The sequence below is a fragment of the Adhaeribacter aquaticus DSM 16391 genome (assembly GCF_000473365.1).
GTDB classification, from domain to species: domain Bacteria; phylum Bacteroidota; class Bacteroidia; order Cytophagales; family Hymenobacteraceae; genus Adhaeribacter; species Adhaeribacter aquaticus.
The window spans coordinates 4,040,383-4,059,055 of record NZ_KI421517.1 but is presented as its reverse complement, the minus strand read 5'-3'; the positions used below and the strand labels follow the sequence as shown (position 1 = coordinate 4,059,055).

The following is an 18,673-nucleotide window of genomic DNA, read 5'->3' as shown; positions in this document are numbered from 1 at the left end:
ACTTTAATATTATATAATAACAATAAACCAAATTGTCCTACCTGCTTCCTGTGATAGTGAAACCTAAAATAATAGGGTAACCCACAACCATAGTTAAACTCCTTTCTATTATGTAGGTTATTCTATTCTGTTAGCAAATTTATATATAATGCATTACGGACGAAACAACAAGCCCTTATTACTAAAATCATTATTCCTAATAATAAAAATAAAACCAGTTTTGATTAACTTTTAAGCAGGAAAGGAATTTACCCTATATTCTATATTGTACAAGATGTATTTGATCTGCCAGATTACTATTGTATCTAATATAAAATATACATTATTTGGCATTGGTAACTTTAGGAAAAGCTACTCCACCTAAATCATGTAATAAGGATTTACATCGGCGGTTAATTTCCAAATCTTCAGCCGTTACCAGATCCAGCTTGATGGCTTCCTGTAGAACTGCTATGGCTGCTGATTTATTTTTTACATCCCGGTATATCAAGGCTAAATCTAAATACCCATTAATGTTCCCAGGATTTAAGGTAATAGCCTGACGCAAAGCTTCTATAGCCAGCTCATTCGTAGCTCCTTCTGGCAATCCACCTGTAATTAATTTTGAAAAAGTACATTCCAGAAAGGTTAAATTAGCAGCTTTGTAATACCATCTTCCCAATAATTGCCAAGCAGAGGCGTGTTCGAATTTAAGCGCAATGGTTTTATCTATATGAAATTTTATTAGTTTCAGGTTAGAAACACGTTCTTTAACCCCCATAACCATAGATAAATTATTAAGGGCTAATGCCAGCGTGTAATGGGCATCGGCTCCTTCTGGAGAAATAGCCACTGCTCTTTCGGCATAATCTCTTGCAGCAGCAAAAAAATCTAATTTCTCAGTTTCATCAGAGTATCTGGAGCCAATGCGTAATTGCAAAAGACTCATTTTCCATAAAGCCTCATAATTTTGTGGCTCAGCGTTTAAAACCTGTTGATATTTAGATAAGGCCTCCCTGTCTTTAAATTGGTTAAATAACTGGTTAGCTTCTTTTATCAAATCATCGGCAGGAACAAAAGCTAAGGTTTGCCCTATACTGATAAGGCAAACCGTTAGTACAATCATTAACTTTTTGAATAATATCATTCCCACCCAGTACAGATTTATTCAATTATTAAAAAGTTAACCTTGTATTAAAACAAGTTTAACTGCTTTTTTTTCGGCTTTTCTTCCGGTTGAGTGGTTTTACTTGTTTCTAAAGAATAGGTTACTCCTTGCTCCAAAATGCCTTCTGCATTTTCAGGCAATGAAACTGGAATTGGCTTCGGTACCTTTTTAGTGGATTTAGCAATTGGTTCCGGTTGAGGTGTTTCTTCTGTATTCAGAATCTGAACACTATGCACCTTAAAGTAATTTAATTTATTACCGGTTGCTTTCCAGCCTTTTACATCAATAAAGGCACTAAGGATAATGGTTTCGGTTTCCTTGTCACTCTTCTTATCCTTTTGGGACTTCACTTCGGCCATTGGTTCGGTTTGCGTGGAAATAGCAATTAACTTAGAACCTTTAGAGTCACTTAAATAGGAGAATTTTTTACCTACTGTGCTGGTCTCAATGCGGAAACGCTTTACGTAGTAGTTTTTATTCTCACCATCATAATGTACCGCTGTTATCACCTTTTCAGCATCAAACTTCTCAATGATTTCAATATTAGCTACATCGTAGTGGTTGGTCAACTCAAACGAAGTTTGCTCATACGAACCATCTTTATATAGCACCAGGATTGTATCGTCGGTGTTGAAGCTGCCTAAATAACGTCCGCGCGATTCCGTATTTAAACGACCAATTACTTCGTCGTAGTAAATTTCCCGTCCGCCCAGAGTTGATTCGCCGCGGCTTTTCTGCACTACTTTTTTAACCGGGTATTTGGTTACCATGTTACCCATAGAGCCTTTGCCTTTGATCATCAATTCGGCAAAATCGTAATCGAAAGCTTTTACGCGAGCTGTAGAAGCAGGCGAAAGATTTACCGTTACAATTTCCGATTCGCTGTTGGGATTGGCGGTTAAGTAATGAACTTTAGAACCTTTGGAACCTTTGGTTAAATCGTATTCTTTGTCGCGGGTAATACCATTTACGGAGAAACGCTTGGCGTACGATATACCTGACTGGCCGTCCACGTAAATCATGTTGTACACCATGTGTTCATCATTTTTACTGTAGATGCCAGCGTAAATAATATCCTTGCCCACAAAGGTTTTCTCAGCAATCCGGGTTACCCTGAATTTACCGTCTTTTGTAATGGCAATAATATCGTCCATGTCAGAGCAATCTGTCACAAACTCATCTTTTTTAAGGCCATAGCCTACGAATCCGTCGTTGCGGTTAACATAAAGCTTCTGATTAGCAATAGCTACTTTTTGTGCCGAAACCACATCGAAGGTCCGAATCTGGGTTTTACGGTCGCGGCCGGCGCCATATTTCTTCAGCAAGTTCTCGAAATAAGCAATGGCAAAGCGCACAATATTAGCTAAGTTATCCTTCGTCTCCTCCATCTCCTCTTCCAGCTTCTTGATGTACTCGTCGGCTTTAAAAGCGTCAAATTTAGAGATTCGCTTAATCCGGATTTCAGTCAGGCGAACAATATCTTCCTGCGTTACCTCCCGGCGCAACAAGAGCTTGTATGGGTCTAAACCTTTGTCAATGGTTAATAATACATCTTCCCAGGTTTCGCATTCTTCAATATCGCGGTATATCCGATTCTCGATAAAGATTTTTTCCAGTGACGACATGTGCCACTTGTGCTCCAGGTCGGCCAGCTTAATCTCCAGTTCACGCTGCAATAAATCAACTGTTTTCTTAGTTGATATTTTCAGCACGTCGTCTACTGCTAAGAAGTGCGGTTTATCCTCAATAATCACACAGGTATTAGGCGACATTGAAACCTCGCAATCAGTAAAGGCATAAAGGGCATCAATGGTTAAGTCAGGCGAAACGCCAGGGGGCAATTGCACGTGAATTTCCACGTTGGCCGCCGTATTATCGATTACCTTCTTAATCTTGATTTTATTGTTCTCGCTTGCCTTTACAATCGACTCCATTAAAGCCGTTGTCGTGGTTCCGTAAGGCACGTCCCGGATAATCAATAAAGATTTATCTACCTTTTCAATAGTTGCCCGGATGCGGATACGGGAGCCGCGGGCGCCTCCTTTGTAATCTGTAACGTCAACCATACCACCAGTCGGAAAATCCGGGAATAGCTGGGTTGGCTTATTCTTCAGCACATCAATAGAAGCTTTAATCAACTCCTTAAAGTTGTGTGGCATTATCTTGGTCGATAAACCTACCGCAATACCTTCTACGCCTTGCGCCAGTAATAGCGGGAATTTAACCGGTAAGGTAACCGGTTCGTTTTTCCGACCATCGTAAGATGCTTGCCAAACCGTGGTATCCGGATTATAAACTACATCTAACGCAAATTTAGATAAACGTGCCTCAATGTAACGGGCGGCCGCGGCACTGTCGCCGGTGCGCACATCGCCCCAATTACCTTGGGTTTCAATTAATAAATCTTTCTGGCCCAGGTTTACAATGGCATCACCAATAGAAGCATCACCGTGCGGGTGGTATTGCATGGTTTGCCCGATTACGTTGGCCACTTTATTAAAACGACCATCGTCCATTTCCTTCATGGCGTGCAGGATACGGCGCTGAACAGGCTTTAAACCATCTTCAATGGCCGGTACTGCCCGCTCCAAAATTACGTAAGAAGCATAATCCAGGAACCAGTTTTGATAAAGACCATCTACGGCTGTTATCGTATGTATTTTTTCGTCGCCTTCTTCAAATGAGGCGCTCAACAAATCTTCGTTATCTATATCGTTAAGCATAAACTTCTTCCTCTACATCCTCAACAATGTCTTTCTCAATTTTGAGGTTATCAATAATAAAATTCTGGCGTTCCGGTGTATTCTTACCCATAAAATAGCTTAAAATTTTAGGGATAGAGTTTTCAGCATTTAAAATAACCGGCTCTAACCGGATATTATCACCAATAAACTTACCGAACTCGTCCGGCGAAATCTCACCTAAACCTTTAAAGCGGGTGATTTCCGGATTCTTCCCCAGCTTTTTCATAGCTGCCTGCTTTTCGGTTTCGTTGTAGCAATAAATGGTTTCTTTTTTGTTGCGTACCCGGAACAAAGGTGTTTCCAGAATAAACAAGTGTCCATTTTTAACTAAATCCGGGAAAAACTGTAAGAAGAATGTCATCAGCAGCAAGCGAATGTGCATTCCATCTACGTCGGCATCGGTAGCAATTACCACACGGTTATAGCGCAAATCTTCCAGGCTTTCTTCAATATTAAGGGCATGCTGCAACAAGTTAAACTCCTCGTTTTCGTACACCACTTTTTTCTTCAGGCCGTAGCAGTTCAAAGGCTTACCACGCAAACTAAATACCGCTTCCGTATCTACATTGCGGGATTTCGTAATAGAACCACTCGCCGAATCACCCTCGGTGATAAACAATGTCGAAAGCAGGTGTTTATCGCTTTTTTCGTCGGTAAAATGTACACGGCAATCACGGAGCTTGCGGTTATGCAGGTTGGCTTTCTTGGCACGTTGGTTAGCCAGTTTTTTGATGCCGGCCATATCCTTCCGTTCGCGCTCACTTTGCTCAATCCGGCGCTTCATGGCATCGGCCACTGCCGGATTTTTGTGCAGGAAGTTATCTAAATGCTCTTTAATGAAGTCATTAATGTAACCACGAACGGTAGGCCCGTCATGAGCCATGGCAATAGAACCCAATTTGGTTTTGGTTTGCGATTCAAAAACTGGCTCTTGTACCCGAATAGAAATTGCACCAATTATAGATGCTCGAATATCAGAGGCTTCGTAATCTTTTTTAAAGAACTCTTTTACCGTTCTGGCAATAGCTTCTCTGAAAGCTGCTAAATGCGTACCGCCTTGGGTGGTGTACTGGCCGTTAACGAAAGAATAATACTCTTCACCGTATTCGTCGCCGTGGCTTAAGGCTAATTCAATATCATCCCCTCTTAAGTGAATAATTGGGTAGCGTAAAGCCTCTACGTCTGTTTTATGCGATAATAAATCCTTTAATCCGTGTTCTGAATAATATTTCTGGCCGTTGAAATTCACGGTTAAACCAGCATTCAGGTATACGTAATTCCGCACCTGGTTTTCCAGGTACTCCGGAATAAACCGGTAGTTCTTAAAGATAGTATCATCCGGAACAAACGTAACAGTAGTACCGTTGCGCTGCGTGGTTTCTACAATCGGGTGGTCCTGGATTAATTCGCCACGCTCAAATTCAGCAACCTTCATTTGCCCGTCGCGCACCGATTGCACTTTAAAGTAAGAAGCTAAAGCGTTAGTCGCTTTCGTACCTACCCCATTCAAACCAACCGATTTCTGGAAGGCTTTGCTGTCGTATTTACCACCGGTGTTAATCTTGCTTACACAATCGATTACCTTACCCAATGGAATTCCCCGGCCATAGTCACGCACCTGCACCTTGTGGTCGGATATTTTTATTTCAATGGTTTTGCCATTGCCCATCACAAATTCGTCGATGGCGTTATCTATAATTTCTTTTACTAAAATATAAATACCGTCGTCCTGGCTGGACCCGTCGCCGAGCTTACCTATGTACATACCCGGACGTAAACGAATATGCTCCCGCCAGTCAAGCGAGCGAATACTGTCTTCGGTATAAGCGTTATTTACTTCTGCCATTCTTTATAAAAAGTGGTAAAAATGAAATGAATTTAAACTTAAAGATACTAAAAAAACCTGAAATGCTAAAATATTTAGAGTGGTTTCTTAGAAGAGAGGCGATCAAAATTACATAATAAGCTGAACTATATAGAAATATTTATTTCTGTTTATATGTAACCAAATTTAGGGGTTGGAGGTTCAATAAAACAAGCGAAAACCGCCTTTTAAAGCCATAAAGAACGGATAAATTAAATTTTTACTATATTTAGGAGCTATTGATTAATCTTTTCGTTTTTTTATAAAATAAATACTACTGCCCGTAATCAATTACTTTAATGGAGCTAAAATTACCTAATTATTTTAAATACACGGTTGTCTTACTAGGAATCATTTTACTTGTCTGGCTGCTCCAGGCTTTCCAGTCATTTTTGGTCCCACTTTGCTTTTCCATGCTTTTTGCCTTGTTGCTTTTGCCGCTTTGTGAACGCATGGAACGTCTGAAAATCCCGCGGTCTTTATCTATAGTATTGGCCATAACCATTGTGTTTTTAGTAGTAGGGCTTCTTATTTGGTTTTTATCTCATCAGTTAATGAGCTTTTCCGAAGAACTTAGTAATATAACTGATAAACTGATGGTCTTTTTCGATAATGCCCAACAGTTTCTTTTTCAGAAATTTGGAATTAAGCCTACGAATAAAAATGAGCTAGTTACCAAAAACTTATCAACTATACGAGATACCGGTACCCGCTTTCTGGGAAGTACCATTTCATTAACTACTGGCGCCTTAAGTACTGTAACCATAATTCCGATTTACATTTTTTGCATGTTGTATTACCGCGACCATTTCCGGCGGTTTATGTTTCAATGTATAGCCCGGGAAAAAAGGGACGCCTTTATGAGTACAATAGATAATATCCAGAAAGTAGTAGAAAGTTATATATCTGGTTTAATGATTGTTATAGTTATTGTAGCTTTTTTAAATACAATGGGTTTATTATTTATGGGTGTTCCTTACGCTTTTTTCTTTGGAACATTTGCGTCTATTTTAACCATAATTCCTTACATAGGTATTTTAATCGGAGCTTTATTGCCTGCCCTCTACACTTTGGTAAACACTGGTTCTATCGGTAATGCAGTAATTGTTATTGGTATTTTTACTTTTGTTCAATTTCTGGAAGGCAATTTTATTACCCCTAACATTACCGGTTCCAAAGTAAGTATTAACCCTTTTGCGGCCATACTTGCCTTAATTTTAGGAGGTGAAATCTGGGGTGCCACCGGGATGATTCTATCTATTCCCTTGATAGCTGTGCTTAAAGTATTATTTGATTCTTATGAACCGCTTAAACCAATTGGTTTCTTGTTGGGCGATGTTAGTAGTGCTAATAATGGTCCTGGAATTTTTGAAAAATTTTTTGAAAAATTCAGGAAGAAGCCAGATATTAATCCATAAATAATAAATCTAGCTAACTCTTCCTATGTCCCAGTTTTAGTGCAACTTATAATAGGCAATTAAAGTATATAATTTTACCTATTTAAAGGTAAAAAGCGTGAAACGTACACTAAAACTAAGGAGAATTAAAAATGGATATGAATCAGGATAATAAAGCAATAAAAGCTATAACCGACTTATTAGAAACTGCAAAAGACGGCATGAAGGGGTACGAAACAGCCGCCGAAAGTGTTGAGAACCCACAAGTAAAAGCAGAACTAAGCCGGTTGTCGCAACAACGGGCGGCTTTTGTGAACGAATTAGAATCTTGTGCCAACCAATTTGGTTTCTCAGCCAATCAAAATACTACTGTAGAAAGCGTAGCCATGGATGCTGCCGGGGCTGTTCATAGAGGCTGGATCAATTTAAAATCTGCCATTACTGGTAATAGTAGCCAGGCCATTTTAAGTGAATGTGAAAATGGAGATGCTGCCGCTTTGAAAACTTACGAAGAAGCACTTTCTAATACTTCACTACCCACTGAAGTACGGAATGTAGTGGAAAAACAACACAGCGAAATTTTGGAAGCTAAAAATAGGGTAACCATGCTGAAACAGCAGGTTTAGAATATAAAGTTATAAACTAAAGAAAAAGAGCAGCCATTAGGATGCTCTTTTTTATTTTTCATTTATTTCCTAATCGTTTAAATTGCTAAAAAAATTAGCTTTGCTAAATTTATGAACCCAACGATACTTTTTAGGGTTAATAAATAAATTTACCCTCTTTAAATTAGAAATAGTTTTGTACGCTATCATTGATATTGAGACCACCGGAGGGCAACCCTCACAAGATCGAATTACGGAAATAGCCATATTTATTCATGATGGTGAGAAAATAGTTGATCAATACAACACATTAATAAATCCGGAACGACCTATACCTTTTTTCATTACCCAGCTTACCGGTATTACAGATGCCATGGTAAGGGACGCACCTAAATTTCATGAAGTAGCTAAAGAAATTGTGCAGTTTACTGATGGGAAAATATTTGTTGCCCATAATGTCCGATTTGATTATTCCTTTATTAAAAAAGAATTTTCTGACCTGGGATTTAATTATCAACGCAAAACTTTATGTACGGTGCGGCTAAGCCGTTCTTTGATACCAGGCTTACCTTCTTACAGCTTGGGCAAACTTTGCAAGAGCATTGATATTGAATTAAAAATGCGCCACCGCGCTATTGGGGATGCTGAAGCCACTGCCATTTTATTTGACAAGCTTCTGAAAATAAATAAACAGGAAATTTCTGTCACAGCAGAAAGTACCTCCCAGGAGAAAGTCATTAAAAATGCTGTTAAAACCTCTCTGCTTCCTCCGGCAATTAGCAGGGAACAAGTAGATGCCTTACCCGATGCAGCGGGTGTTTATTATTTTTATGATAGCGATGGTGAAATAATTTATGTAGGCAAAAGCATTAACATCCGGAAAAGAATTATTCAGCATTTCAACATAGATTATAAGAGTAAAAAGTCCATTGAATTTAAAAACCGGATTGCTGATATCACCTATGAACTAACCGGCAGTGAATTAGTAGCTTTATTATTTGAATCTGACGAAATAAAACGCTTAAAACCTCAGTATAACCGGCAGCAGCGCCGAAGCGTATTTAGCTCCGGAATTTATTTAGATGTGGATGAAAAGGGGTACAAACGTCTTTCTTTTGATAAGGTATCTACGGAACGATCTCCTATCATAGCCTTACCGAATCATTTTAAATCCAAAGCCTTTTTGTTTCATAAAGTAGCCAAATACAACTTGTGCCAGAAACTTAGTGGACTTTATAAATCGAACGGGGCCTGCTTTGATTACCAAGTACACCAGTGTAAAGGTGCATGTATAGGCAAAGAATTGCCGGATGAATACAATGCCCGGGTGGATGCGGCCATTGAATCCTTTAGTTTTGAGTACGATAATTTTGTTATTATAGGCAAAGGGCGGCAGGCAAATGAAAAAACAGTGGTTGTTATAGAAAATAACCGGTATCTGGGATTTGGTTATATAGATGAAACCTTCTCGGCCAATAATTTACAGGATTTTAAAGATGCTATTAAGTTTTACAAGGATAATAAAGATGTTCAGCAAATTATCCGGGGCTATCTCCGATCCAGTCATAAAGACAAGGTTATCATTTTCTAGCGTTTTAAGCTTTAGCTATTCATATTTTAATTTAAATATTTGCGAAAGCAGAAAAACTGATAGTAGACGAATTTATAACTAGTGACTTAAATTTTGTAAAACCATCTTGCCTTAATCATGAAGCCTATGCAAAAGCAGCCAGCCCGCTCCGCTGTACTCATGCGCCAGCGGGTATTTATTTTTGATTACTTTCGTTTTAGGTCCGGCAGAAACAGTATTCCCATCAGGTGAATTGTAAATCCGGGTTTTCTTCAGGATGGATTTTACCTGTGAGCTGTCATTAATAACATCCTGGCCTTCGCCATCATAAATTCGGACTTTTATTCCGTTTTTTACCTTACCGGAAATAATAAATTCGTCATTGCCCCCAAAGCCGTAGATAGATACCGCTTTTGTTTTGGAGGTATTAAAAATACGTTCCCCTAGTTTTATTTCGCCACAATCCCCTTTTCCCAAAGTATGTACACTAATCCGGGTTTCCCGATTGTTTAATCGTTCAATCTTAAATAAATCCTTTCGGTCGGAGCCAGTTACACTTACATACTTGGAAATTAAGTTATAATACTTTTCAGCTACCTGCGGCATTTGGTTTCGGCGGGAAATTAATTTTTGCTCAAATTCCTTACCGGTCAGGGCCTGAATATTCTCTGGCCACACCCCTATCGCTTCTTTAATAACCGCATCTGAAAGCTGGTTCTTCATTTCCTGCGCTACCGCTAAAAAATCTTCTTTCGAGAGCATGGCCAACAAATATTCATCCATTGGTCGGGCACTTCCATTCAATCCTTTTACATCCTTAATCTGGTATCCAAAAGTTTGGTAATTAGTTTTTATTTTACTGGTAAACCAGGTAATTAGCCCATCATTAAATAAGAAAAAAGCATGGTCGCGATCACGGGGAATAGGTTTATAAATAGTTTGATTGCCGTTGGTAAAGGTACTCCAGCGCCACTGATCTTCGCGCCGGCTCCAATCGCCCAGCCACATATCAAACAACCGTGATTTCAGGTATTGGCGGCTATCCACCGCATAGCAACCGGAACCAACCATTTTAGAAAATGCTTTGCGGGAACTTATAATCTGGGAAGAATTGCCAAAGCTTTCTATTTCCTCCCTTTCCCCCTGCGGCCTTTCTTCCACTAATGCCAGCATATGGCCAAATTCCTGTTGAAATTCACCTAAAGCTGGATCGTCGGGAATAATGACCAGCTTAGGGTTCGTATGATAAATTTCCGCTGCACGGGCTAAGGTAGGTACAATAAAAGCGCCATACGGATGAATGACACTGGTTTGGTCGCGCATTAAATTGCCCACTAAACCATTTTGTAATTTCGAAGGCAATGCTTTAGAAGGATCTTTATCAATGGATCTAATTACAAACTCTTTACCTTCCGGATTTACCATCCGCAGGTTTTTGGTTTGAAAGCTACCTCCTTTTTTAACGGGAGTCAGTCCTCCTGCTTCTTGCTGTAAATTTAGAATTGGTGCCTGCACAGGCGTAGCCCATACATCACGGTAATGTTTTCCCCAAAATAACTGGTAAAATTTGCTGCGCTGGTAATGCTTGCCAGCTGTAACGGTTACTAAAGAATCCGGATTAACTGTAGGAAAAACTTTGTTCTGGTGTTCTTGACCCAAAACTCCTGCTCGACACTCTTTTGATTGAGGTAAACCGGCAAAACTTAAACTTATTAATATAAAAATTTTTTTCACGGTAGTGCCTACGCGTTTATACGTATAATAATATAGTTAAATACTTATACTTAAATTTCTAAATTTCGTTTAATACCCTTAGTAAATCATTACTCAACTATAAAAAAGGTCAGATCTTGTAACCTGACAACAAAAAGAATATAATTAAAATATGTACCTAAGATTTCTTTGTATAACCTTACTAATTTTCTTTACTAACTGTGCCCGCAAGAATTTTTTTCAAGAGGATGCACTTTATACCAAAAATGAGGCCGTATCTGCCTCTCCGACTAATACTGTTTTGGTTACAGCCGGAAAACAATATAAAAGAAGCCGGTTACACGAAATAATTTGGGGCCGGCATTACCGCCAAGTTTGGGCCACTCCTGTGCCAGCAACAGTTATAGATATCCATAAAATACATGGTGGTCTGGAGCCGGTAAAATTAGGGGGAGGTATGCAAACCACCAGTCTAACTTTAAAAGATAAAGCCGGAAAACTTTATTCGTTAAGAACCTTAGATAAAGATCCTAGTTTAGCTTTGTCTAAATCCTTACGGAATACTTTTGTGGCCAATATTATGCGGGATCAAACATCGGCCGGTAATCCATACGCTGCGTTTACCTTGCCTCCACTGGCCCAGGCCTCTAAAATTCATTATACTAATCCTGAAATGTACTATGTACCTAAAAACTACCAGGGCTTGGGAGAATTCAGTGAAAAATTCAGGGGCAAGGTGGTAATGCTGGAAGAAAAATACGAAGGCAAAAAATCGTTGGCACCAAAATTTGGAAATGCTACTGATTTGGTTGAAAGTGATGAAATGTTACGGGCCCGTTTTAAATCAAATAAAAATTCGGTAGATCAATTAGCTTTGGCTCGCGCACGTTTATATGATATTTTAATAGGCGATTGGGATCGCCACGAAGGTCAGTGGACCTGGGCAATTTATCCCGATAAGGACAATAAGACAAAAGTTTTTTATCCCGTACCTAAAGACCGGGATCAAACATTTTACCGTTTTGCCGATGGCATCATGCCCTGGCTAGTAAGCCGGAAATTTTTGGTTCAAAAATTAAAACCTTTCCGGCATAATATTGAAGATGTAAGCGGATTGATTTTTAATGCCCGCTTTTTAGACCAAAGGTTTTTAAATGAAGTTACGGCTGAACAATGGGCTGCAATTGCGGAGGATATGAAAGGTTCTATTACAGATGAGGTTATACAAAAAACAATTTCTTTGTTTCCGGACCCCATTCAAAAAATAGAAGGAGCTAAAACTTCTTCCAAATTAAAAAAACGGGTAGATCAACTACCGGAGGCGGCACAAGATTTTTATAAGATCCTGGCAAAGGAAGTAACTATTGTTGGCTCCGATGAACAAGAAATGTTTACTGTAAAAAGAATTGACAATAACACCACGTCGGTAGAAGTATTCGCTATACCTGAAGATAAAGAAGAAAACCCAAGAAGTATTTATTACCGGGTATTTAACCACCAGGAAACTAAAAAACTTATATTACATGGGTTGGCTGAAGATGATGAATTTGAAATTGAAGGAAAAGTGGATAAGGGTATCGAAATAGAAATTTATGGCGGATTGGGCGAAGACAAAATAACTGATACATCAAGGGTTAAAGGACTAAAGAAAAAAACTAAAGTATTTGACACGAAAAATGGGACTGAATTAAAAGCAGGTAAAGAAACCAAAGATAAAACGACGAAGGATGTTGCTGTTCATGCTTACGACCGGGAAGGCTATTGATTCACCTTTAAAAAACGTATTGGTTTTAATAAAATATAAAACAATAGTAAAACATTGTACCTACAATAGATGTATATACAGGAATAAATTTCTACCTTTGCGTAGCATTTAGCATTATGAAACTGGAAGAAGAGATTAAACAGCAAAATTTTAAGACCCCTTACCACCGGATGGCTGTGAACGTGATGTTTACCGGCAACTGGATTCAAAAGGATTTGTCTTGTCAGCTGCGTGCTTTTGATCTTTCTCTGCAACAACACAATGTTTTAAGCATTTTAAAAGGCCAATATCCTAACCCCTGCACCCTAGGGTTAATACAGGACCGTATGTTAGATAGGGAAAGTAATGCTACGCGGTTAGTTGATAAATTAATTGAAAAAGGATTAGTAGACCGCTGTGTTTGTGTTTCTAATCGCCGCAAGGTAGATATTTTAATTACTCAGGCTGGTTTAGATTTACTAGAAAAAACCGCCCCCATAATTAATGCTATAGAAACCCGCTACCAAAACCTTACCCCTGAAGAAGCTACCTTATTAGGTAATCTGCTGGATAAACTTAGAGAATAAATTTTTTTACCTTAATACTTGTATATACAAGTTTTGTACATACATTTTTATAATAAATATGAAAAATCAACCATTATTAAAAAGCTTTCAGTTAGGGTCCATACTACTAAAGAACCGAATTGTTATGGCTCCTATGACTCGTAGCCGTGCAGTAAATCCAGAAACTGCTGCCGGTGACTTACAAGTAACCTATTATTCCCAAAGAGCCAGTGCCGGATTAATTATTTCAGAAGGCACTCCTGTCAGCCCCCAGGGTGTTGGCTACATCAACATTCCTGGTATCTACTCAGAAGCGCAGGTAGCTGGCTGGCAAAAAGTAACTCAGGCTGTACACAATAAAGAAGGGAAAATTTTTGCTCAAATCTGGCACGTAGGCCGGATTTCACATCCTGATTTTCATAACGGAGATCTACCAGTAGGTCCTTCTGCCATAAACCCTAATGATAAAGTATTTACAGCCGAAGGCTTTAAAGAAACCGTTACGCCACGGGCATTAGAAACAGCAGAAATCAAAGCCATTGTTCAGGACTTTAAAAATGCGGCAGCCAATGCTGTAAAAGCTGGTTTTGATGGGATTGAAATACATGCTTCGAACGGGTATTTATTCCATCAGTTTTTTAATACATGTTCCAACCAGCGCACAGATGAATACGGAGGATCTATAGAGAACCGCACTCGCTTTTTATTTGAAGTGTTGGATGCGGTGAAGGAAGTAATAGATTTAAACCGGGTAGGAGTTCGATTAAATCCATCTTTACACGGTATGTTTGGCATTTTTGTAGACGAAGAAACGATTCCAACATTTGAACACATTGTAAAACGCCTAAACGATTACAACCTGGCTTACCTGCATTTATCAGAACCATTTACGCCAGTAGACAAGGTACCATTTGCGGTAAAAGAAATAGCTAAACATTTTCGCCCCCTTTACCAGGGTACTTTAATGATTAACAAAGGCTTTACCCGGGAAACTGGCAACCAGGTAATTGCCGATGGTTTGGCTGATTTGGTTGCCTATGGCGTACCGTTTATCGCCAACCCTGATTTAGTTCAGCGTTTTGAGCAGGAAACTGATTTAAACACGCCTGATCCGGCTACCTTCTATACCAGCGATATAAAGGGATATATTGATTACCCTGCGTTGGCCGAAGTTACAATAGCCGTTTAATTTTACCTGTTTTCCTTTACCAGGACGAATCTTTAGCCAGTTCGTCCTGGTTTTTACTTTTACAGGTACTGTCCATTATTAATTAAATAATTTTTTAAAGCATTTTGGATTTAATTTATTTTAGTACCAGAAAACCCGTTACGTAAATCAAATTCAATTATTGTGGACCTCAATTTTTACTATTTTATTTTAAAAATATAAACCAAAAACTATGGAATTAAGAAAACTAGGTAACTCAGATGTAATGGTTACACCTATGGCCTTTGGAGCTTGGGCTATTGGGGGCTGGATGTGGGGCGGTGCTGAAGAACAAGCCGCAATCAGTGCCATAAAAGCAGCTTTTGATGCCGGTATTACCACCATTGATACCGCACCTGTTTATGGATTTGGCAGAAGCGAAGAATTAGTGGGAAAAGCAATGGAAGGCGTATCGCGCGATAAGTACCAAATCTTAACCAAGTTTGGCATGAACTGGGAAACCGAGCAAGGCGAATACTTTTTTGACTCCGTAGATAATGACGGAAAACCTTTCCGGATGTTTAAATGGGCCTCCAAAGAAAAAATAATGCAGGAATGCGAAGTCAGTTTACGTCGGCTGAAGACTGATTACATTGATCTTTACCAGATTCACTGGCCTGATGCCTCTACTCCTATCCATGAAACTTTTGAGGCCGTACAACGCCTGATAGAGCAAGGAAAAGTAAGAGCAGCAGGTGTATGTAATTATAATACCGCTCAGGTTGCAGAAGCTTTAGCTACTATACAATTAGCTTCAAACCAGGTTCCGTATTCTATGATTAATCGTGGAATAGAAAAAGATGTGGTGCCGCAAGCTATTGAAAAAGGACTCGGAATAATTCCTTATAGCCCATTACAACGAGGTTTACTTACCGGTAAAATTAAACCTGGTCATAAATTTAATGAAGGCGATACCCGGGAAGGCAATTTATATTATACAGATGAGAATATCCGCCGGACCCATACCTTACTGGAAGAAATAAAACCCATAGCCGAAAAACATGATGCAACCTTAGGTCAGTTAGTTATTAACTGGACCATGAACCGGCCTGGTGTAGCGTGTGTTTTGGTAGGTGCCCGGGATGAACAACAAGTAACTGACAATGCCAAAGCCTTTGCATTTACTTTAACTACGGAAGAATTAAATGCTGTAACTGAAGCCGCTGACAGATTTAGCTTAGCTCCGGTTAACCAAGCATAATTTTAAAGAAAAGGAAAAAAGCAGGAGAATTATTTTACCTGCTCTTTTTTTGTATTAAGTTACTAAGCCATAAAATTAATCAAAGCTTGTAATTAAGTAATTCAGGTGGTATGGATCTTATTTCTTATACAAGGTGCACCCATATAACTTTTATATTTCCCGGAAGGAATGCGTTTAAAACTAAGTATATTAGATCAGTCGTTGGTAGCGAAGGGCATTACCGCCAGCCAGGCGCTGGCTCAAACAGTAGAGATGGCCCGGCTGGCAGACCAGTTGAGTTATACCCGATTTTGGGTTTCTGAGCATCATAACATGACAGCTATTGCTGGTTCGGCACCAGAAATTCTGATGGTTAAACTAGCCGATGCCACCGAACGCATAAGAATAGGATCCGGAGGTATAATGCTGCCCAACCATAGTGCCTTAAAAATGGCAGAAAACTTCCGGCTCTTAGAAGCTTTATTTCCGGGGCGGATAGATATGGGCATTGGCAGGGCCCCTGGCGGCGACCGGACAACCGCTTACTTACTTAACCCATCCAACGACTTCAGTGAAAATAGTTATAGGCAGCAATTAGATTATTTACAATTATTTTTTTCTGACACCGCTAGTACTGAAAACGGTAGAATAGTAGCTATTCCACAAATCAGTACCACTCCTAGCCAATGGATGCTTAGCTCTAGTGGCGGAAGCAGCAAAATAGCTGCTAAATATGGAATGGGGTTAGCCGTAGCCAAATTTATCAATGGTGATGTTACTCCCCAGGTAGTTCTGGATTATCACAAAAATTTTAAACCAACCTCACAATTTCCGGAACCACACACCATTTTATCAGTTATTGTGTTGTGTGCTGACACCGCTCAAAAAGCCTTTCAAATGCGTAAGGTATTGGACTACCGGTTTATCCAAATGGAACGAGGGAATTATTCTTCTTTAAGTACGTATGAAGACATTCAGGATTATGTGTTTTCAGATTATGAATTATTGCGCATAAAAGCTAATGCCTCTAGGGTAATATCGGGCACGCCTGAAATTGTAAAATCCGAATTAGAAAAGTTAGCCCAGAATTTTGGAATAAATGAAATAGTAGTTACCACTATGGCTAATTTTGAAGAGCGAAAAAGGTCCTTCGAATTATTGGCTAACGCTTTTACTCTAAACAAATAAAACATTAATAGCTTAACCTAACCGATTAACCCAAAACACCACTTAGATAAAGTGGTGTTTTGGGTTAATCAGTTTAAATAGCATCTGTTACTACCGGATAGGTAGGATCTTCCAATATGTTTACATCAATTACTCCTTTAGCATTATTTAATAATACCCGGCAATCAGGACTTAAATGCCGTAGATGTAATTTTTTACTAGCCTTATGATAACGTTCGGTAAGTTTATTTAAAGCTTCAATCCCGGACATATCGGCCACCCGGCTTTCCTTAAAATCAATTATTACTTCTTCCGGATCATTCAAAACATCGAATTTTTCATTAAAAGCTGTTACAGAACCAAAGAATAAAGGTCCAAATATTTCATAATGTTTTATTCCTTTATCATCTGTATATTTTCTGGCCCTAATACGTTTAGCACTTTCCCAGGCAAATACCAAGGCTGAAATTATAACGCCAATTAAAACAGCTAAAGCCAGGTTATGTAGCCAAATGGTAATCACCGCCACCAGCATGCCTACAAAAATATCCTGCCGCGGCATTTTATTAATAATGCGTAAACTCATCCATTCAAAAGTACCAACTGCTACCATTATCATTACTCCGGTTAGAGCAGCCATGGGCAAACCTTCAATAACCGGAGCCCCAACCAGAATAATAACTAAAATAGTAAGGGCGGCAACTATGCCGGATAACCTGGTTCTGGCCCCTGCCGAAAGATTAACCAGGGTTTGAGCAATCATGGGGCATCCGCCCATACCGAAGAAAAATCCGTTTAAAATATTGGCACTCCCCTGGGCAACGCATTCCTTATTTCCCTGTCCACGGGTGCCAGTTATTTCATCTACCAGGTTTAAGGTTAATAATCCTTCTGTAAGCCCGACTCCCGCCATAATTAAGGCATAAGGAAAAATAACCTGCAGGGTTTGTAAGGTAAAAGGAACCGAGGGAATGTTGAAAGGAGGCAGTGCACCACCAACAGAAGCAATATCTCGAACAGTTCTCGTATCGATATTTAAAACCAGCACTACACTATAAACGGCAATAATGGCCACCAGGGAACTTGGGATTGCTTTAGTTACTTTGGGAAATCCTATTACAATGGCAATGGTTAATAATACCAGGCCCAGCATTATCCAAAGTGGTGTACCTGTCAGCCAATTTACTTCACCGTTTACCACGGTTTTAAATTGTTCTAATTGGGCCATAAAAATTATAACCGCTAAACCATTAACAAAACCATACATAACGGGTTGGGGCACCAACCTGATAAATTTACCTAACCGGAAAATACCAACTAAAATTTGGAGAACACCAGCCAGGGCTACGGCCGCAAAGACATATTCCAATCCATGGGATTGCATTAAAGCAATCAGGACTACTGCCGTTGCTCCTGCCCCACCCGAAATTAAACCCGGTCTGCCTCCAAATAGGGAAGTAACCAATCCCATAATAAAAGCAGCATATAAACCGGCTAAAGGCGGAAACCCGGCTAAAATAGCAAAAGATAAAGACTCGGGCATCATGGTCATGGCCACCGTTAATCCCGCTAATATTTCAACTTTAAAATTTATTTTTTGACTAAAATCAAACAAATGCAAATAATATTTCATCCTGATAAAAATGAAAGAGATAGACAATAAAATTTAGGTACCAAACCTGAGGCTGGAATAAAAGGTTAAGGGAGGTGATAAATGGTACTCAAGGTGGAGTCAAGATGATATTGTTTCTGTTGACAGGCAAAATTAA

General features: G+C 39.3%; 14 protein-coding genes. 8 read left to right on the top strand and 6 right to left on the bottom strand.

Annotated features, from left to right (window positions below; genetic code table 11):
* Positions 1-322: 322 nt before the first annotated feature.
* From ADHAQ_RS26490 to ADHAQ_RS29060, 4 genes are all read right to left on the bottom strand, one after another.
* On the bottom strand, positions 323-1,105 hold the full coding sequence (locus ADHAQ_RS26490) for a tetratricopeptide repeat protein (protein WP_051360058.1): 783 nt from the start codon (positions 1,103-1,105) through the stop codon (positions 323-325).
* Between the two features lie 68 nt (positions 1,106-1,173).
* Positions 1,174-3,870, bottom strand: coding sequence for a DNA gyrase/topoisomerase IV subunit A (locus ADHAQ_RS0120205; protein ID WP_026464475.1), 2,697 nt, complete (start codon positions 3,868-3,870; stop codon positions 1,174-1,176).
* Positions 3,863-5,737, bottom strand: a complete 1,875-nt coding sequence (locus ADHAQ_RS0120200) for a DNA topoisomerase IV subunit B (RefSeq protein ID WP_026464474.1) — start codon at positions 5,735-5,737, stop codon at positions 3,863-3,865. The genes ADHAQ_RS0120205 and ADHAQ_RS0120200 overlap by 8 nt, the downstream gene beginning before the upstream one ends.
* Before the next feature lie 261 nt (positions 5,738-5,998).
* Entirely contained in the window at positions 5,999-6,046 is a 48-nt protein-coding gene (locus ADHAQ_RS29060; protein ID WP_425393696.1) for a hypothetical protein, read from the bottom strand.
* An 8-nt stretch (positions 6,047-6,054) separates the two neighbouring features.
* Here ADHAQ_RS29060 and ADHAQ_RS26485 point away from each other — a divergent pair, with 8 nt between their 5' ends.
* The 3 genes from ADHAQ_RS26485 (at position 6,055) to ADHAQ_RS0120185 (ending at position 9,348) form a co-directional block, all read left to right on the top strand.
* A complete protein-coding gene (locus tag ADHAQ_RS26485) occupies positions 6,055-7,173 on the top strand; it encodes an AI-2E family transporter (protein WP_071781138.1) in 1,119 nt (372 codons plus the stop codon).
* Between the two features lie 131 nt (positions 7,174-7,304).
* On the top strand, positions 7,305-7,778 hold the full coding sequence (locus tag ADHAQ_RS0120190; protein WP_051360057.1) for a ferritin-like domain-containing protein: 474 nt from the start codon (positions 7,305-7,307) through the stop codon (positions 7,776-7,778).
* A 175-nt stretch (positions 7,779-7,953) separates the two neighbouring features.
* On the top strand, positions 7,954-9,348 hold the full coding sequence (locus ADHAQ_RS0120185) for an exonuclease domain-containing protein (protein WP_026464472.1): 1,395 nt from the start codon (positions 7,954-7,956) through the stop codon (positions 9,346-9,348).
* Between the two features lie 111 nt (positions 9,349-9,459).
* Here ADHAQ_RS0120185 and ADHAQ_RS0120180 read toward each other — a convergent pair whose 3' ends face one another.
* Positions 9,460-11,061, bottom strand: coding sequence for a hypothetical protein (locus ADHAQ_RS0120180; RefSeq protein ID WP_026464471.1), 1,602 nt, complete (start codon positions 11,059-11,061; stop codon positions 9,460-9,462).
* Positions 11,062-11,212: 151 nt separating this feature from the next.
* Here ADHAQ_RS0120180 and ADHAQ_RS0120175 point away from each other — a divergent pair, with 151 nt between their 5' ends.
* From ADHAQ_RS0120175 to ADHAQ_RS0120155, 5 genes are all read left to right on the top strand, one after another.
* Positions 11,213-12,805 carry a hypothetical protein gene (locus ADHAQ_RS0120175; RefSeq protein WP_026464470.1) on the top strand — a complete coding sequence of 531 codons (1,593 nt, stop codon included), beginning with the start codon at positions 11,213-11,215 and terminating at the stop codon, positions 12,803-12,805.
* A 116-nt stretch (positions 12,806-12,921) separates the two neighbouring features.
* Complete coding sequence (locus ADHAQ_RS0120170) at positions 12,922-13,371, top strand: MarR family winged helix-turn-helix transcriptional regulator (protein WP_026464469.1); 450 nt, start codon at positions 12,922-12,924, stop codon at positions 13,369-13,371.
* A 58-nt stretch (positions 13,372-13,429) separates the two neighbouring features.
* A complete protein-coding gene (locus tag ADHAQ_RS0120165; RefSeq protein WP_026464468.1) occupies positions 13,430-14,539 on the top strand; it encodes an alkene reductase in 1,110 nt (369 codons plus the stop codon).
* 211 nt (positions 14,540-14,750) lie between these two features.
* Positions 14,751-15,758: an aldo/keto reductase gene (locus tag ADHAQ_RS0120160; protein ID WP_026464467.1), complete on the top strand. Its 1,008-nt coding sequence runs from the start codon at positions 14,751-14,753 to the stop codon at positions 15,756-15,758.
* A 168-nt stretch (positions 15,759-15,926) separates the two neighbouring features.
* Complete coding sequence (locus tag ADHAQ_RS0120155; protein ID WP_026464466.1) at positions 15,927-16,925, top strand: LLM class flavin-dependent oxidoreductase; 999 nt, start codon at positions 15,927-15,929, stop codon at positions 16,923-16,925.
* A gap of 73 nt (positions 16,926-16,998) precedes the next feature.
* Here the strand turns inward: ADHAQ_RS0120155 and ADHAQ_RS0120150 are convergent, their stop codons facing one another.
* Entirely contained in the window at positions 16,999-18,537 is a 1,539-nt protein-coding gene (locus tag ADHAQ_RS0120150) for a SulP family inorganic anion transporter (RefSeq protein WP_026464465.1), read from the bottom strand.
* Between the last annotated feature and the right edge of the window lie 136 nt (positions 18,538-18,673).

Bases quoted from the DNA above. Each gene is read 5' to 3' on its own strand.
- ADHAQ_RS0120190 (WP_051360057.1), top strand. From the start codon at position 7,305: ATGGATATGAATCAGGATAATAAAGCAATAAAAGCTATAACCGACTTA.
- ADHAQ_RS0120160 (WP_026464467.1), top strand. From the start codon at position 14,751: ATGGAATTAAGAAAACTAGGTAACTCAGATGTAATGGTTACACCTATG.
- ADHAQ_RS26485 (WP_071781138.1), top strand. From the start codon at position 6,055: ATGGAGCTAAAATTACCTAATTATTTTAAATACACGGTTGTCTTACTA.
- ADHAQ_RS0120205 (WP_026464475.1), bottom strand. From the start codon at position 3,870: ATGCTTAACGATATAGATAACGAAGATTTGTTGAGCGCCTCATTTGAA.
- ADHAQ_RS0120200 (WP_026464474.1), bottom strand. From the start codon at position 5,737: ATGGCAGAAGTAAATAACGCTTATACCGAAGACAGTATTCGCTCGCTT.
- ADHAQ_RS0120175 (WP_026464470.1), top strand. From the start codon at position 11,213: ATGTACCTAAGATTTCTTTGTATAACCTTACTAATTTTCTTTACTAAC.
- ADHAQ_RS26490 (WP_051360058.1), bottom strand. From the start codon at position 1,105: ATGATTGTACTAACGGTTTGCCTTATCAGTATAGGGCAAACCTTAGCT.
- ADHAQ_RS0120170 (WP_026464469.1), top strand. From the start codon at position 12,922: ATGAAACTGGAAGAAGAGATTAAACAGCAAAATTTTAAGACCCCTTAC.
- ADHAQ_RS0120165 (WP_026464468.1), top strand. From the start codon at position 13,430: ATGAAAAATCAACCATTATTAAAAAGCTTTCAGTTAGGGTCCATACTA.
- ADHAQ_RS0120150 (WP_026464465.1), bottom strand. From the start codon at position 18,537: ATGAAATATTATTTGCATTTGTTTGATTTTAGTCAAAAAATAAATTTT.
- ADHAQ_RS0120155 (WP_026464466.1), top strand. From the start codon at position 15,927: ATGCGTTTAAAACTAAGTATATTAGATCAGTCGTTGGTAGCGAAGGGC.